The organism is Lactococcus garvieae, from assembly GCF_016027715.1.
In the GTDB taxonomy this organism is placed as follows: Bacteria; Bacillota; Bacilli; order Lactobacillales; family Streptococcaceae; genus Lactococcus; species Lactococcus garvieae_A.
On record NZ_CP065691.1, the window covers coordinates 309,069 to 325,826 of the forward strand.

The window sequence follows — 16,758 nt, forward strand, 5'->3', positions numbered from 1 at the left end:
TATTTACTTAGTAACAAAAATAAAAAAAGGTAGGTTAAATGATGAGTAACCAAAAGAACCTCTATTCTCCTTTTGATGGAGAAATCATTAAGCTAGAAAGTGTTAAAGACCCTATTTTCTCTGAGAAGACAATGGGAGATGGGTATGCTGTTGAGCCAACAGGCGAAACAATTTATGCACCAGTTTCTGGTACCGTAAGAATGGTTCAAGGTCATGCTGCAGGATTTAGTACAGCTGAGGATTTGCAAGTTTTATTGCATATTGGTATTGATACAGTTAGTCTTGACAAGTCAGTGTTTGAATTTAATATTAAAGAAGATGACACTGTGAAAGCAGGACAAGCTATTGGGCGCGTGAACTGGAAGGCAGTGGAAGACGCTGGACTTGAAAAAACGGCTATTGTAGTCATTACAAATACAGCTGAAAAGCTAGAAAGCATTCAGATTAGCGACTCGGGTAGTGTTAAAGGAGGCAGCCCAATTGGTAACGCGGTAGCTAAAGGTGTCAAAGTCGCGTCTGCAGCTCCTAAACCCCTTAAGAAAAAGAAAAAATTTGCACTCGGTGGTTTCTTCCAAGAATTAGGAAAAACCTTTATGCTTCCTGTTGCCTTAATGGCTTTCATGGGCTTACTTTTAGGTTTAGGTAGTTCCTTCTCAAGTCAATCAACAATTGATGCTTTTCCTTTCTTAGGAAATGAAGTCCTACAAGTTGTTTTCCGTTTCTTCTCGGCTATTGGTGGTTTTGCATTCAGTAACCTCCCAGTGATGTTTGCTATGGCAATTCCTCTCGGATTGGCTAAGAAAGAAAAGGGAGTCGCTGCTTTTTCTGGGTTTGTAGGCTATATGGTCATGAACTTGTCTATCAACTTCTTTTTGACAGAACGAGGCCAAATTGCTGATCCAGAAATGATGCAAAAAGCCGGTCAAGGCATGGCTTTGGGTGTTCAAACAATTGAGATGGGCGTTCTTGGGGGTATTATTACCGGTATTATTGTTTACAACCTACACAAGAAATTCTATAACATTCAACTTTCAGACAGCTTTGCTTTCTTTGGGGGAGCAAGATTCGTTCCTATTATTACAGCTTTAGTCATGTCTGTAGTGGGAATTCTTATTCCAATCATCTGGCCTCTCTTTGCACTCCTTATCCGCGAAGTAGGGAACTTGATTCAAGGCGCAGGAATCTTTGGACCTTTCCTATTCTTCTCTGGTGAGCGCTTGCTTTTACCATTTGGTTTGCATCACATCTTAGTAGCGACCATTCGTTTTACTCAAGCAGGAGGGTCAGCTCTTATTGATGGGCATGAAGTATATGGCGCTTTAAATATTTTCTATGCGGAACTTTCTAACCGTTTGCCAATTTCAGGTTCAGCAACAGCTTTCTTGTCACAAGGTAAAATGCCAACATTTATGTTTGGTCTTCCAGCAGCAGCTCTTGCGATGTATCGTACAGCTAAACCAGAAAATCGTGCAAAAATAAAAGGGCTCTTGATTTCTGGGGTTATCGCAACTTTCGTTACAGGTATTACAGAACCAATTGAGTTTCTCTTCCTATTCATCAGTCCTTTCCTCTGGATTTTCCATGTGTTTATGACAGGTCTAGGAGCTATGGTCGTCAGCCTTCTCGGTGTGAAAATCGGTAATACAGATGGAGGGGTCCTTGATTTCCTTATCTTTGGTGTAATGCAAGGTTCTTACACACAATGGTTCTTGATTCCTCTAGTTGGGGCTCTGTGGTTCGCAGCCTACTATTTCATGTTCAAGAAAGTTATCCTTTGGAAAAACTTGAAAACACCAGGTCGTGAAGAAATTTTAGAGCCAGAATATTCAGATCAAGAAATGGCACACACAGGAGGCGCTTCGGGCTATAATGCAGAAGCAATATTGGCAGCCTTAGGTGGAAAAGAAAATATTGTCACTTTAGATAACTGTATTACACGCCTACGATTGATATTGAATGATGGTGAAATTGTCGAAGATGACAAATTGAAGTCTTTAGGTGCATTAGGTGTTGTTCACCTAGATGATACCAGTGTTCAAGTTATTATTGGCACAAAAGTAACAACCGTCCGAAATGCTTTGGACAATTTGATTTAGAAGGGGAACGGTAAAGCAAGACGATTTGTCTTGCTTTACCATTTAATGATATGACAGAATTTGATAAAATAATTGACCGTAAAGGTACCTTTTGTACTCAATGGGATTTTGTGGAAGATCGCTTTGGCCAGAAAGATTTGTTGCCTTTTACCATCTCAGACACAGACTTTGCGATCCCTGAGACGGTTAACAAAGTGCTTCAAGAAAGACTCCAACACCCTATTTATGGATATACACGTTGGAATCACAAACATTTCAAATCTGCTGTCACAAACTGGTATCGTAAACAATTCGAATTTGAAATTAATGAAGATTGGATTCTATATAGTCCAAGTGTGATTTACTCGCTCTCACAGCTGATTGAAATTAAATCTGAACCGGGACAAGGCATTGTACTTCAAACTCCAGCTTACGATGCTTTCTTTAAAACAGTGACAGCAAATGAAAGACTATATGTTGAAAATCCTTTGATTTTTAAAGATGGAAAATACCATATTGATTTTCAAGACTTAGAGGAAAAACTATCAAATCCGAATAATAAAATTCTCCTCTTTTGCTCGCCACATAATCCCACAGGACGTGTTTGGTCAAATGAAGAATTGGAAAAAGTTGCTTTGCTTTGTCAAAAGTATAATGTATTTCTGATTTCCGATGAAATTCATATGGATATTTTGCGTAAAGAAACCCAGCATCATCCCATTTTGCAATATGGTACGGAGAATGTAGCACTTTTAACCTCGGCAAGTAAGACCTTTAACTTCCCAGGACTGATTTTTTCTTACCTCTTGTTGCCTGATGCGAAACTACGTGATACTTTTTGTAAACATTTAAAAGACAAAGATGGACTTTCTTCTTGTAGTATCCTCGGAATGGAAGCTACAGTTGCAGCTTATCAAACGGCAGACATCTGGTTGGAAGAACTTAACACTTACTTGGATGAATCAGTTGCCTTTACGAGACACTTTTTACAAGAAAATTTACCCCAAGTTAAACTCATAGAATCAGAAGCAACCTATCTTCTATGGATTGATGTATCAGGATTGGGTGTTTCGATGGATAGATTACAGAAAGCATTAATTAATGTTGGGAAAGTAGCAATCATGGATGGCCAAGTTTATGGTCAAAGTGGAAGAAATTTCTTACGATTAAATATTGGCTGCTCAAGATTAAAAGTGAAAGATGGACTTGAACGCTTATTAAAAAGTATAAAATCACTATAAAATAAAAACCTTCAAATCTTTTGAATGAAGGTTTTTATTTTATCGCAATACAGTAATATTAGTGGATAAGATTGCTAAGAATTTTAGAAATTTCTGCAGGGGTTTCTTTACGTTTTCGTCGGATCCAAGCTTGAGTTAAACCAAAAATTGCATTTGCATAATAGGTCGCCGCATAGACTTTACCGAGGCGTCCTAAATTATTCCATTTTTCACCTTGTGGAAGGATGGAATGCTCTATCATACTTTTTAATTTCGCTTGCATAAATTGATGGATTTCTTTGCTTCCATTTTCGGAAAGAAGGGCAGCATAAATCTCATTATGATTGAGAAATTCATAAGTTTCGAGCATCGTTTCTTGTAAATCTCCATCATTTTTTTCAAAAACATATTGAATAGTATTGAGCAATACTATTTGATATTGTTCAATCATTTCGTACTTGTCTTGATAATGTGTATAAAAGCCACTACGACTAATTTTAGCAACTTTTACAAGCTCTGTTGTTGTAATCTGATCAAATGTTTTCTCTTGTAAAAGTTGAGTCATTGCATCACGAAGGCGTGCTTTCGTACGTTCTTTTCTATTCTCCACGGTGTATCCTTTTCCTTATGAAGTTCATGATAATAATTATTATAACATTTTTTAGACGTAGTGTCTATAAAATTATTTTGAGATAATAAAAATTTTTTATCTTATGGCTCTCGTCAAATTTTTAAAATTATGATAGAATAACAATGTCAAATAGATTTTACAATGAGGACATGGAGAAATTTATGAGCGAATCAAGCAAATATACAGATACACAAATAGAAGAAATTAAAACAAAAATTTTAGCTGCCCTAGAAACGGTGATTGACCCTGAGTTGGGAATTGATATTATTAATTTAGGACTGGTTTACGAAATTTCTTTTGAAGACAACGGATTTACAGAAGTCAAGATGACTTTAACAACAATGGGGTGTCCTCTAGCAGATGTGCTTACAGACCAAATTCATGATGCACTTAAAGAAGTTGAAGAAGTAACCGAAATTAAAGTTAATCTTGTTTGGTATCCAGCGTGGACAGTAGATAAAATGAGCCGCTATGCGCGTATCGCTTTGGGTATTCGCTAATATTGGTATAACTGGCTTTAAGAGAGTTTTGATAAAAATATTAACCTTTTAAAAGTACATTTAGTACGGTATCTAAGCCATTTTTGAAAAAATATTTATTGTTGTTAAGTCTAGTAAAAACAGAGGAAAACAACATGGAAATTTCAATCCAATCAGCAATTCAAGAAATGCTTTTTGACAATAAAGCAAGAGGATTGTCGAAAAATACAATTATATTCAGAGAAAAAACACTAAAGGTTTTCTCTGTTTTTTTGTGCCAAAATGATATTTTAAACATTAACGAAATCAAATCAATTCATATAAAACAATATTTAGTTAGCAGACTAGAATATGGCTACTCTGAGACTTCCGTTAATGCACATTTGAGAGCTATCAGAGCATTGTTTGCATACTGTGTTAATGAAGAATACATGAGGTATGAGGAAGCGCCTATACACCGTGTTAAATGGATTAAAGAGAGACGAACTGTTATTAATACATTTACAGATGAAGAAGTTAAAATGATGCTCCAATATACAAGAAAACGAACTTTCAATAAAATCAAGAAAACGGGAAAAGGAAGAACTGGTTTTTGTACAAAATTTGTGAATGAGAGGAATTACTTACTAATACTTATACTTACGGATACTGGTTTGAGGATAAATGAGGCTTTGAACTTAAAATTAGAAAACATTAACGATTCTCAAATTATTATTAAGAATGGTAAAGGTAAAAAAGACAGAATTGTGCATTGCTCACCACTTGTATATAAACAATATCTTAAATATACTAGAGCAAAAGATAATTATTTGGACAGTAATGGAATAATTCCCATAGAGAATGTATTTGTAACTAAGTTTGGTAAAAAATATGATTATAGATTAGCAGAAAAAGAAATTTATAAAATAGGAAAAGCTGTGAACATTCGTGACAGTATCCGTATCTCACCTCATACTTTCCGTCACTACTTTACTCAGAAGTTAGTTAGGGAAAATGTTGATATATACATGATCCAAAAACTACTAGGTCATGCTAGTATTAAAACAACGGAGCTTTATCTTAGAAGCTTAAATATTGAAAATGAGATTAATAAGATGATTAAATATAGTCCTTTGCAGAATTTAGATTAAATAGCACATATATATTATGTGGAGTATTTGAATACAAAACATCAAAAGTAGTAAATGGAGAGGTGTTCCCAATTCTATTGAATTAAACTACCTTTTCTATATACTAAGAAATAGAGATAAGTTAAAAAATTAGATGATAACCTGTTTTTAAGCACGACAGGACAGCGTATAAAGACAGTGGCTAACATTGAGTTAATGATTACTCAAACAGGCTTAAAAGCCAATGTGAGAGGTTCTGTGAGGTGCTCACCTCATACCTTTAGACACTATTATACAGTCAAAAATATCCAACTAGGACAAGATGTATTTACTATTAGTAAGTTATTGGGGCATAGTAATTTATCAATCACTCAAACATATATACAGTCTCTAACTAATGAACAATTAATTACTAAGGCTTTGAAATTTAGCCCACTGACAAATCTTGAATAAAAATTCATTATTTGCTATACTTGAAGCGAATGAACAAAGTTGTATATTCATTTTAATTTTATTATAAGGAGAAGTTTATGAAAAAGGTTGCAATTATTGGAATGGTTGCTTTATGTGGGATATCATTGAGTGCTTGTTCTCAGAACAAAGATTCAGCTGAGACAAAAGAAAGTACTACACAGAGTACCGAACAAAGTACAACAGAAATTACTGTACCAGAAAGAACTTTAACCTTAGATGAAAATGTGACAACGAATATTCTTGGTTATTTTAAGGTTGAGGGGCAAACAGAGCCTAACTCAGAATATACAGTTGATTATGGTACATTACATAAGGTTGAAACATCAGATGATTATGGAGGCATTTTAATTGGTTTGAGATTAAGTGATGATGTTATGGGTAGTCCTGTTTATGTCACTGTTAATGAGGGTACTGATAAGGAAATAAAAAAAGAGGCTTTTGCTACTCATAGCTATGATTCATATATGAGAATTAAAAGAGCAAAAGGTGAATAATAAATAGTTAACAAATAGTTCTTACTTAATTGTAAGAGCTTTTTTATTATCATAAATTAAAACAGCCAATTTTTATATGTTAATTGAAGGTGGGTGAATTGAGCGACAGCGAAAGAGGGCTTTAGCCCTTAGAGGTTTTTTCCAAGCGTTAGCGAAACAGCACCGCAGGTGAGAAAGCCATGGCGCTATGTTATCTTCTCTTTCTATTTTATTCTCTTTCTTTTTCTTCTCTTTATACATACCTGTTTTGTTATGAAAAACATAACTAAACAGAACAAACCAGTTCCTGTTTTCTTATCAATTTGATGACTAAACAGAACATCCAGTACCTATTCTCTTATCAAAAACATAACAAAACAGGAACTGGTTTTTATTCTTATTGAAGATTTGCTTAGTCAGTTCCTAAAAGTGTAAAAAAAATTGACAGAAATAGGAACTGGGTATAATCCCAAGCCGTGGGCACACCAATTAGTATGTATATAGAAGAAAGACAAAACATAAAATAAACAAATTAAACACTTTAAAAGAGAATTGTAGCTGAGTTCTATACTTTGTTGCTGGTTCTCAAATAAATCGTGTTATTTTTCATTTATTTTATGTTTTTTGTTCCTGTTATATTAAGTTTTGACTACAAATATATTACAAGCGAAGGAAATCATCAATTATTTACACAAAAAGGCTGTGAAGACTTGGTATAACTGGTTTTATCAAAACGTGTGAAAAACCTCTCGTAACCCTTATTATAGTGAAGGGGTAGATAATAACACGTGAAAAATCAGTTGAAACTATCTATTAAGTAGAGGGGTTAGTTAAAAAACACGTGAAAAACAGACCCAAACCCTTATTATATTGAAGGGAGATTTAAAAAACGTGTGAAAAACTAGCCCTAACTATCTATTAAGTAGAGAGGTAAAAAAGAATAGGAGAATTTATTATGAAAAAACAAGTTATTGCAGTTAATTACGAAAGTCAAATGTTTAAAGAGTTTGATTCATTAAAGAGTGCGAGTGAGTACTATGGAATTACTACATATAGAATAAGAAAACAGTGTAAAGAAAATCAAAAGTATACAAATAAAATGGATTTCTTCTTTGTAGATGATTATAAAGATGGAATGTTATTAGAGGAAATTGAAATTGTACGTAGTCGTGAGCGATTATTGAATCTAATCTTTGGAACAAAGAATATAGGAGTGGACAAATGAAAAATAATACAACAAATTTACGAGACAAAATGTTCTTTTGTTATAGCAAATATCTTAAGAATTTTCTTGAGAACGAAAAACACATTATTAGTGTTATGAGTGCAAATCACTTAAAAACAGGAAAAAGATTCTGGGTATTTGAATATAACGAAGAATTAAAATCATCGCTAACAGAGTATGGCGAACAAAAGAATTAATTATTAAAGAAAAGGTATTTATTATGGTAGTTGAAAATTTCGTACAAATCCCAAACAAGATGTTTGTGGACACAAACAATGATGAAAAATTAGTATACGTTAAGCTATTGCAATCTCAAATGGTTGGGTATCTTGACAAAGATAACAGAACAACAATGACAACAGTTCCTGTGTTAGTAACATTACTTGGTTGGAATAAAAGTCAATACTCAAATAAGAAAGTTATAACAGCTTTGAATGGTCTCAAAGAAAAATATTATATCAACTTTGAATCAACAAAAGATGTATTCGTTGTTGGAATCAACAAATGGAATGACAAAGAGAAATATGAACTTGATGTTGACTGGAGAGAAAGTAATGTTACTTTTAGCGGACACACACAAATCAAATACAGTGTTATTGATAATTTGTTAGAAGGTAAAGATTTCACTATCTATTCTTATACAGAATATCGAACAATGAAAACTCATCAATACAGAATTTGTTATGAGGAATGGGGAATGGTTCTAGGTCTTTCTAAAAGTAATGCTTTTAAGAATGTAAATGATTCAGAGGTAATTGTTAAAGTTTCACATGGTTACAACAAGAACACTAAGAAACGAGAAACAAACTCTTACTTGACTTTTGATAAAGCAGAGCTTGTAGAGGAGACAGCTAAGAAACCTACTTATGAGGCTCAAGATGAATCAGAGAAAGTTTCAGAACCTGTTGTTGATGATGTTTCAGAAACTAAAGATTATGATGTTGCAGATGAGAAAGTAGAGGAAACAGTGGCAGAAACAATTAGCGATGAGGATATCAAAGATATCAAAGAACAATGGAAAAAGATAACTGGTAACACACGTGAACAAAACATCTTGAACAAGATGAACGACAAACGAGTATATACAATTGAACATATGAAACAAATTCAAGACTTTAATTATCCAATGTCTTTGGAAATGTATAAAGTAATTCAAGACACTGATGATTATTACATTCGTAAATATGGTAAAAAGAAATTGGCAAGCAAATTGTTTAAAGATAATCATGCTGACAAACTTAATGCAGAGATTCATAAAGAAAATATCAAAAAACAAGAGGATGCAGAGAAAAATAAATATCGTTTCAAGAAATTCCTTTTGAAATATAGTAATGGTAAAACACAATGGTTGGATTTTGAAACATTCTCAGATTGGAAAAAGATGAAACTGATTCAAGGTGATGATGATTACGGTTATGGATTTACCTCAGCAATGGTTGATGATGAAGGGCAAGGTGGTATTGTCAAAGTGTTGAGCTATAATGAGGCTATGAAATTTGTAGATTAGTAAGTAGAAAGTAAATAGGAGAAATTATTATGATGAACAAAGAACAAGAATTGATGAACAGAATCGCACAAGCACAACTTGAAGAATCTAAATTGGTTGAGGAATGGAAAGAGATTGAGGGATTTGATGGTTACATGATTAGTAATCTCGGTCGTGTGATGAGTCTTAAGTATGGTAGAAAAAAATTTCTTAAAGGTGGTACAGCAGGTGATAACCGTACATATAAGAATGTTAAGCTCAATAAAGATGGAAAACAATATACTAGACTAGTTCATAGACTAGTCGCTGAGGCTTTTATTCCTAACCCTGAGGGCAAGAAAGAGATTAATCATATTAATCCAATGGATACTCACAACAACACTGTAGCGAACATTGAATGGTGTACACGTAGAGAAAACCTTGAACATGGTATGTGTATGGAAAAATCAGCAAAAGCTAGACAAAAGAAAATCAAAGTTTTCATTAGTGAGTTTGATTCAATTGAATTTGAGTCTTGTAAAGAACTTTATGCTCAGTTAGAGATTTCTAAAACAGCTGTTACTAATGCTATGAAAAAAGGTGTGACTTACAAAGGTATGAGATTTGAAAAGGTTGGTGCTTAAGATGGATTGGTTAGATACAAAAGAAAGTGTTCGTGTTTACAAAAAGATTATGAAAAAGAATATTAAGTATGATGAAAAGATTCGCTTGTGGGAACAAGAACTTAAAATTCATGGTGTAGTTGAGAAAGAAGTATTTTAGAAAGAGGAATGTTTATGTTTAAGAAATTTACAAAGATGCAAGCAAAGTTGAACGAACAAGAAAAATTAGCTCAAGCAATCGAGGATAAATTAGAAAAGATGGGGTACTAAGAATGAGAGTAAAGAATGGATTCTCATAAGATTATAGGTGAATAGTTTTAATAGGAGAGGTTAGATAATGATTAGTATTAAAGAAAAAGAGTTATTGATTAAAGAGATTATTGCGTTAACTGATACAGACCTTATGTATCTCAAAGAGTTAGATAGCGATGTTGATTATGATTGGAAGTATTTTGTTGCTTATAGGATTCGTGCAATGATTATGAAAAGGACATTAGAGCATAATCAACGTACAGCGATGTTCGCTGGTAAAGAACAGGCTGAACGCTTTGAGATGTTGAATGGTTATGTTTCTACATTATATGATGTAGATTATATTAGAAATGTTATTGATTGGGATGCAATATTTGTAGACCATGATTATCGCAGTGTTGCTGAAAATAAAGAGGATGTTATCAGAGTATTCGGCTATGAGGGATTCATAGAGTTCTTGGAATTAGTGGTTGAGTTTGATTTCATGAATAAGAATAGTGAGACCTTCAAAAATTTGTATAATGACTTTAGTTATGATATGCTTCCACTATTCAGGAAAGCACTGAGTAGAGCACTTGATTCTACAGACTTTACATTAAGTAACAGAGAGATAGCTACTTATGTTAATAAGGTTGTTGCTCATAAGTATTATGACTTAAAGCTTGAAAGCGATGGTAAGATAAGAGTTAAACACGGTGACAAATATTATTACCCAGTTGCTAAGTTCAACGAGGAACAGGATGCTTGGATGTTGTTTATGAATAGAACATTTAGTTATATTGGTGTTGAACCATTAGAGGATGTACTTACTAAGAAACAGTTCGAGTTCTTAAAGAGTGCATATGAGATATCTCAGAGCCACTATGAGAATAGAGATAAAGATTTCTTCAGATGGAATCATAAAGGCAGAATGATTGTTAACAAGAATTGTTTGGCAAAAGAGATTGGTGTGAGTGAACCTAACTACACTCAAACAATGAAAAGAATCAATCAAAGAATTGATATTGTGTGGGCTGACTTATTAAAAGCTGGCTTAAAGAAAATTGCATAAAAGAAAGAGGGAAAGAATATGATTATTTTAATTTTGTTATTGGTTGGATTGGCAACAGCAGGGATTGCACTTGGTAAAGGTTATGGCGGTAAAGAGGTAGTCAAATATTTCTTTAAGGGTATGCTGGTTTATGGATTCATTAAAGCAATTAAGATGCCAAAGAAAGAAATGGAATTGACAGACTATATCAGCTTTAGTGTTGCTAAAGAGAAAGACAAAGCAAAGATTGCTGAGTATGAGGAACTTGGTTATGAGGTGGTTAGTATGAACGCTTTGATGACAAGAGTAACAATGAGAAAAGTTAAATAAGAATGATAAGAGAACAGCTTAGGTTGTTCTTTTTTTATTACTCTTTTGTTATATGTTTGTTATGTTTTGTTAATAAGTGTAGTATTATTAATATATAGTGAGAGAAAGAATAAGAGAGGGAAAGAGAATGAAACTAGAAATTACAGTTGATATTAAAAGTATTAATTATTCTGTAGTCAAGATTGGATTATTTGATTTTAATATATTCAATCATAAACAAAGAACTAAAGATAATGTTATACACATTATTACTATTGAGACCTGTAAGAATAACAGTATCACAGAGACATTTGATACAAGGTCAAAAGCGATGGCTAGAATGAATGAGCTATCAAAGTATATGTAGAGGAGAAAGAGAATATGAAATTAGCAATTGAACAAGAAATTAATTTACGACAACGAGATGGTGAAACAGATGTTGACCACATCACTCGTATTGAATATGAAACTGGTAATGATGAGATGGAACAGGGTGAGGCTGTTCGATTAGTAGATTTGCTGAAAGAGTATGGAGGTAGTAAATAATGTTTGGGATTTTAATTAATGCATTGATTGTGTTGGCAATTGTATTTGTGATTGCAATGATTGTTATTGTAGTGTTTGCGACAATACAAACAATTAAAGGAAAGCGTAAGACTGAACAGGTTATCAATAAGACTTTCAATATTGATAGTTCAAATCCAGATGATTTAGTTAAGTTGATGAAAGAAAAGATTAATGAGGATTTTTAATATGCCATGTGAAGATTGGTTCTATGAAGATTAAATTGTTTTGACAACAGTAAGCTGTAAGGGTTAAGGTTGGTTCGATTCCAACAACAGCTATAAGCACTTAAGTGCTTTATCTAAGTTTACTATTACATTCCTCCTATTATGTTATGTGAACTAGAGACATACCCACTATGTTTCTTAGATACCCTAGGTAGGTCAATGTGGGTTCGATACCCACTGTATCTATTGCTTGTAATGAGCAAGCCATTTAATAACTCCTACTTTACTACTATGGTAAGCAACATTGGTTTAACTACAGTTCGACTCTGTAGGTTGCTATTGGATTTAATAATCCAAAGTTCTTTTATTCCTTATTTATTTCTCTTAGTAGCTGTGATGGTTCGTTAGAAAGAGTTCGATTCTCTTTGCAGTTATTGGTTAGACATAAGAGCTAACCAAACTTTATTCTTTTTTTATTTCTATTCTTTTTTTATTTCTATTCTTTTTTCTTCTTAAGAGTACAGGAATGTTTGTGAGACAAATGTTCCCAACTCTTTTTTGTTTTGTTTGAATGAGATAAATAAATTTATTTATTTGAGTAAGCACAACAGTATAAAAATTTCTGGAAAGAAATAAAAAAATAAAAAAGAAAATAAAATGGGAAAGATTTTTTGGAAAAGAAAATAAAAATAAAAAAATAATTCCCCCCGTTGAGAAAATTTTTCGAGAGAGTTTTATGCACGAGAGAGCCATCGGAAAATCTCTCTCAGAAAATTGACCCCTCAAATAATTTCCAACAAAATCAGTAATAAACCAAGATTATCTCTTGGAATCTTATTAAATCTAAGAGAATCCTAAGACACTTAGAGAAAGGACAGCGAAATGAGCAAGATTGATGAATTGAATAGTGAAAACGTTACAGCAGAAATTATTAAGAAAATTGAATCTGGAGCTACAGATATGAAAATATATAAAGCTCTCGGTGTCACAAACAAAACTTTTGATAAGTGGAAAGCTGAACATCAAGAGGAGTATGAGTTAGCGAAACAAAATGCTCACATCATCGCTCTCACCAAAGTTGAGGCTAAGCTAAACAAAAAAGTCCGTGGTGGATGGCGCAGAAAAGAAAAGTATGAGGTTGTCGATGGTGAGGAAATACTTGTATCTGTTGAGAGACAACAAGTTGACCCTTCTGAGAATGCTATCATCTTTTGGTTACGTTCTCATGCACCAGAAATTTATGACCGTGCAACTATGAAACGATTAGAGCTAGAGGAAAAATCTACTGAGAATATTCAAGATATTATAAAGAAATTATCTGAGTTCAATGTTAACAACTATACAAAAGATAACGTTGAGGTTACAGAGGATGAGATTAACAAGTTATTAGAGGAGGATTCAGAATGAATGATTTTATATTAGATGCAGTTCCAGAGATTCAAGAGTTTGTTGGTGATGAATTGCTAAGTATTGATATACCTGATATTCAAGAAACCGTAGAGATAATTGATGAGGCAGTTGATGTTGATTTCAAAGACGAATTACAATTCAATCTTCCTAAAATCAATAGTTAGATATGGATAGAAAGGAATGATAGGTTGAAGTATTTAAAAGAGTATCTAGAATACAACAAAGAAAATAATATTCGTATGAATAAAGACATACGTAGACAGATTCAAAAACAGATACGTATTCATAAAAAATATATCTATCATCCTGAAAAAGTAGAACAAGCAATTGACTTTATTGAAAGTAATTTCATGTTAACAACTGGTCAATTACAAGGCATTACGTTGTTACCGCCTCAAAAATGGTGGTATGAATTAATGCTTGGTTACTACATGATTGATGAAAATGGCGATGAGGTCTTGTTAGTTAACGAGGTCTTTTTAAATGTCGGTCGTGGAACTGGTAAATCAACACTTATGGCAACACGAGTACTTGACTGGATGATTCTTGGTGGTCAGTTTGGTGGAACAAGTCAAATTATTGCCTATGATAACAACCAAGCAAAACATGTGTTTGACCAAGTAAGAGACCAAAGTAGAGCATCACTCTTGTTATCTGAAATGGATGATTTCAATATGTTCAACTCTACTAAACAAGGTCTTAAGTTTGAATCTATGAACACTAAGTTTGGTAAACAAACAAATGATGTTAATAGAGCACAAGGTGGTGATACTAGTTTGAATGTCTTTGATGAGGTTCATGTTTACAAAGATGACATCACAGAGGCTGTTAACAAAGGTTCTCGTATGAAACAAAAGAACTGGCAATCAATCTATATCACAAGTGGTGGAACAACTCGTAAGGGTCTGTATGACAAGCTTATCAAGCGTTTCACTAGTGATGCTGAATTTGAAAATGATAGGTCAGTATCTTTGATTTATAGACTTGAGAATGTAGACCAAGTTAAAGATAAACGTAACTGGTCAATGGCTTTACCTCTGATTGGTAAGTTACCACGTTGGTCATCTGTAGAGGAAGAATATGAATTATCTAAAGGAGACCCAGCGTTACAAGTTAAGTTTCTAGCAATGTCAATGGGGATTGCAATGAATGATGTTCATGGTTACTTTACAGCTGGTGAGGTTATGAAACGTGAGTTTGATATGAATGTCTTTAGAAATGCCAAGACATACGTTGGCATTGACTTAGCATTACACGGTGATTTAACATCAATTGCTTTTCTTACTCGTAAAGATGAAAGCTATTACTTACACACAATCAACTTTACTACTCGTAAAGAGTTTGACAATCTCGATTATGACTTGCAAGAGCTATATATGAGATTTGAGGAAGAGGGGTCACTTATCATTCTTGACACTGGGAATGATTATATGAAAGCAAAAGACCTCATCCCTTACATGGCTAAATTTAAGAAAGACACAGGATGTATATTCTCAATGGTTGGTTATGACAGAGCTAGATATGAGGTTCTTGAGAAACTAATTGAAAAGTTTTTCTTTGATAAAGACGGTGATAAACAGAAAGAGGTTCGACAAGGTTTTGCAATGTCTGATTACATCAAGATATTTAAGTCTCAGATGAAACAAGGTGAGATTTATCATAACCAAGAATTACTTGAATGGTCGTTCATGAATGTTGCTGTGAAGGTCGGAACAAGTGATGACTTAATGTTTAAAAAGACAACTAACAGCAAAAAGATTGACCCACCAGTTGCTAGTGTCATAGCTCTACAAACCATGCTTAGAGATGAGTATTAAGAGGTAGAGAAATGATTAATTACAACGCAAAATCAGTGAGAACAAGCGGTTTCTATTCTGATAAAAGATGGATTAAAACAAGAGATGCTATTCGTAAACGTGATAATTCAACATGTCAAAACTGTGGTGACTATACAGCTGAAAAGTTTGAGGTTGACCACAAGCAGGAGCTAACTATGGAAAACGTTAGAGATTGGAACATAGCATATAATCCTGACAACTTATGGTTATTATGTTTTGCTTGCCACAAGCGGAAAACAGTACGTGATAAGCAGAGCAATGACAGATTATTTTATTAGAAAGGAGAAACACATTGGAACTAAAATTATTTGGTAAAACAGTTAAGATTCAAAGTTCAGAACTTGACCAAGATACACAACGTGCAAAAATGTGGAACGATGAAATAGTTAACGCTACAAGTGGTTTCTATAACAACATCTCAAGCAAGATTGCAACAGAGTTATCAAAAGTTAATTTCCAACATGTTAAGTACAAGAAAAACGATGGTGGACTTGATACTTTAACAAGTATGGATGGTTCTGACCTTGATGAGGTTCTCAACTGGAAACCTAAAGGGCACTTAAACTCTACAGATTTCTGGTTCACAGTTACTAAAAAGTTATTGACTACTCGCAAAGTTTATATTGAGCCTGTACTTGATAAAGAGGGTAACTTGACTGACCTCAAATTACTTGGCTCAGATGACAAGATTGATACTAAAGAAACAATCAATCTGGTAAGTCCATTTTTTATTAATGAGAATACAAGCATTTTAGATTCAACTCTTTCAAGCATTGCAACCAAGCTTAAACAAGGTCGTATGAGAGGGATGATTAAAGTTAATGCAATTGTTGATACTGAAACTGATGAGTTTAAAGAAAAAGCAACTAAGACACTAAATACAATGCAAGAGGTTAGCTCTTACAATGGTTTAGGTGTTATGGACGATAAGTCTGAGGTTGTTGAATTTAAAAACTCTTACTCAGTTCTCAATGATGAGGAAATTGCTTTGATTAAATCTGAACTATTAAGTTCTTACTTTATGTCAGAGAAAATCTTGACTGGTGAACCTAGCCAAGAGGAACAAATTTATTTCTATCAATCAACAATTATTCCGTTACTTGCTCAACTTGAAAAAGAATTAAGCTTTAAGCTTATTTCAGAAACTCGTAGACGTAAGGTTAAAGGGAATATCTATTATGAGCGTATTATCATTGATAATCAATTATTCAAATTCGCTAGTCTTAAAGATATGTTGGACTTGTACCACGAAAATACACAAGCCCCAATCATGACAGTGAATGAGTTCAAAGTCCTTATTGGTTTAGAACCAACTGAGGGTGGAGATGTTTACTTAACGAATTTAAACTCAAAAGTTATTAAAAACTTTAGTGACTTAGAGGTTAATGCAAATCCTGACGGAAAGGAGGACTAA

General features: G+C 33.5%; 21 protein-coding genes. 20 read left to right on the forward strand and 1 reads right to left on the reverse strand.

The genetic code is table 11. The features are described from left to right. The first annotated feature begins 41 nt into the window (after positions 1-41). A complete protein-coding gene (malX, locus tag I6G50_RS01695; protein WP_197909394.1) occupies positions 42-2,096 on the forward strand; it encodes a maltose/glucose-specific PTS transporter subunit IIBC in 2,055 nt (684 codons plus the stop codon). A gap of 50 nt (positions 2,097-2,146) precedes the next feature. After that, positions 2,147-3,316: a MalY/PatB family protein gene (locus I6G50_RS01700; RefSeq protein ID WP_197908971.1), complete on the forward strand. Its 1,170-nt coding sequence runs from the start codon at positions 2,147-2,149 to the stop codon at positions 3,314-3,316. Positions 3,317-3,374: 58 nt separating this feature from the next. Here I6G50_RS01700 and I6G50_RS01705 read toward each other — a convergent pair whose 3' ends face one another. Beyond that, on the reverse strand, positions 3,375-3,905 hold the full coding sequence (locus I6G50_RS01705) for a TetR/AcrR family transcriptional regulator (RefSeq protein WP_003135341.1): 531 nt from the start codon (positions 3,903-3,905) through the stop codon (positions 3,375-3,377). 182 nt (positions 3,906-4,087) lie between these two features. On the opposite strand from I6G50_RS01705, the gene I6G50_RS01710 reads away from it, so the two are divergent. The 18 genes from I6G50_RS01710 (at position 4,088) to I6G50_RS01795 (ending at position 16,758) form a co-directional block, all read left to right on the forward strand. After that, positions 4,088-4,426 (forward strand): metal-sulfur cluster assembly factor, encoded by a 339-nt coding sequence (locus tag I6G50_RS01710; RefSeq protein ID WP_003135339.1) that lies wholly within the window; start codon positions 4,088-4,090, stop codon positions 4,424-4,426. 134 nt (positions 4,427-4,560) lie between these two features. Then, on the forward strand, positions 4,561-5,535 hold the full coding sequence (locus tag I6G50_RS01715; protein WP_061413365.1) for a tyrosine-type recombinase/integrase: 975 nt from the start codon (positions 4,561-4,563) through the stop codon (positions 5,533-5,535). A gap of 177 nt (positions 5,536-5,712) precedes the next feature. Beyond that, a complete protein-coding gene (locus I6G50_RS01720; protein ID WP_332262360.1) occupies positions 5,713-5,967 on the forward strand; it encodes a site-specific integrase in 255 nt (84 codons plus the stop codon). 77 nt (positions 5,968-6,044) lie between these two features. Next, on the forward strand, positions 6,045-6,482 hold the full coding sequence (locus tag I6G50_RS01725; RefSeq protein WP_232252361.1) for a hypothetical protein: 438 nt from the start codon (positions 6,045-6,047) through the stop codon (positions 6,480-6,482). Positions 6,483-7,416: 934 nt separating this feature from the next. Beyond that, positions 7,417-7,686 (forward strand): hypothetical protein, encoded by a 270-nt coding sequence (locus I6G50_RS01730; RefSeq protein ID WP_197908972.1) that lies wholly within the window; start codon positions 7,417-7,419, stop codon positions 7,684-7,686. Then, entirely contained in the window at positions 7,683-7,883 is a 201-nt protein-coding gene (locus I6G50_RS01735; RefSeq protein ID WP_197908973.1) for a hypothetical protein, read from the forward strand. Before I6G50_RS01730 ends, I6G50_RS01735 begins: the two co-directional genes overlap by 4 nt. A gap of 23 nt (positions 7,884-7,906) precedes the next feature. Further along, positions 7,907-9,193 (forward strand): hypothetical protein, encoded by a 1,287-nt coding sequence (locus tag I6G50_RS01740; RefSeq protein WP_197908974.1) that lies wholly within the window; start codon positions 7,907-7,909, stop codon positions 9,191-9,193. A 29-nt stretch (positions 9,194-9,222) separates the two neighbouring features. Continuing rightward, positions 9,223-9,795 (forward strand): NUMOD4 domain-containing protein, encoded by a 573-nt coding sequence (locus I6G50_RS01745; protein ID WP_197908975.1) that lies wholly within the window; start codon positions 9,223-9,225, stop codon positions 9,793-9,795. A gap of 1 nt (position 9,796) precedes the next feature. Continuing rightward, positions 9,797-9,934 carry a hypothetical protein gene (locus I6G50_RS01750; RefSeq protein WP_195213022.1) on the forward strand — a complete coding sequence of 46 codons (138 nt, stop codon included), beginning with the start codon at positions 9,797-9,799 and terminating at the stop codon, positions 9,932-9,934. Positions 9,935-10,111: 177 nt separating this feature from the next. After that, on the forward strand, positions 10,112-11,077 hold the full coding sequence (locus I6G50_RS01755; RefSeq protein WP_197908976.1) for a hypothetical protein: 966 nt from the start codon (positions 10,112-10,114) through the stop codon (positions 11,075-11,077). A gap of 18 nt (positions 11,078-11,095) precedes the next feature. Beyond that, entirely contained in the window at positions 11,096-11,386 is a 291-nt protein-coding gene (locus I6G50_RS01760) for a hypothetical protein (RefSeq protein WP_197908977.1), read from the forward strand. 360 nt (positions 11,387-11,746) lie between these two features. Then, a complete protein-coding gene (locus I6G50_RS01765; RefSeq protein ID WP_197908978.1) occupies positions 11,747-11,911 on the forward strand; it encodes a hypothetical protein in 165 nt (54 codons plus the stop codon). After that, positions 11,911-12,117, forward strand: coding sequence for a hypothetical protein (locus tag I6G50_RS01770; RefSeq protein ID WP_197908979.1), 207 nt, complete (start codon positions 11,911-11,913; stop codon positions 12,115-12,117). The genes I6G50_RS01765 and I6G50_RS01770 overlap by 1 nt, the downstream gene beginning before the upstream one ends. Positions 12,118-12,978: 861 nt before the next feature. Continuing rightward, the gene (locus I6G50_RS01775) at positions 12,979-13,503 is read left to right on the forward strand and encodes a bacteriophage terminase small subunit (protein WP_197908980.1); all 525 of its coding nucleotides are present in this window, start codon (positions 12,979-12,981) and stop codon (positions 13,501-13,503) included. Further along, a complete protein-coding gene (locus tag I6G50_RS01780; protein ID WP_197908981.1) occupies positions 13,500-13,670 on the forward strand; it encodes a hypothetical protein in 171 nt (56 codons plus the stop codon). Before I6G50_RS01775 ends, I6G50_RS01780 begins: the two co-directional genes overlap by 4 nt. A 75-nt stretch (positions 13,671-13,745) precedes the next feature. Continuing rightward, complete coding sequence (locus tag I6G50_RS01785) at positions 13,746-15,323, forward strand: terminase TerL endonuclease subunit (protein ID WP_232252362.1); 1,578 nt, start codon at positions 13,746-13,748, stop codon at positions 15,321-15,323. Between the two features lie 11 nt (positions 15,324-15,334). Continuing rightward, a complete protein-coding gene (locus tag I6G50_RS01790) occupies positions 15,335-15,622 on the forward strand; it encodes an HNH endonuclease (RefSeq protein ID WP_197908983.1) in 288 nt (95 codons plus the stop codon). A gap of 14 nt (positions 15,623-15,636) precedes the next feature. Beyond that, positions 15,637-16,758 carry a phage portal protein gene (locus I6G50_RS01795; RefSeq protein ID WP_232252363.1) on the forward strand — a complete coding sequence of 374 codons (1,122 nt, stop codon included), beginning with the start codon at positions 15,637-15,639 and terminating at the stop codon, positions 16,756-16,758.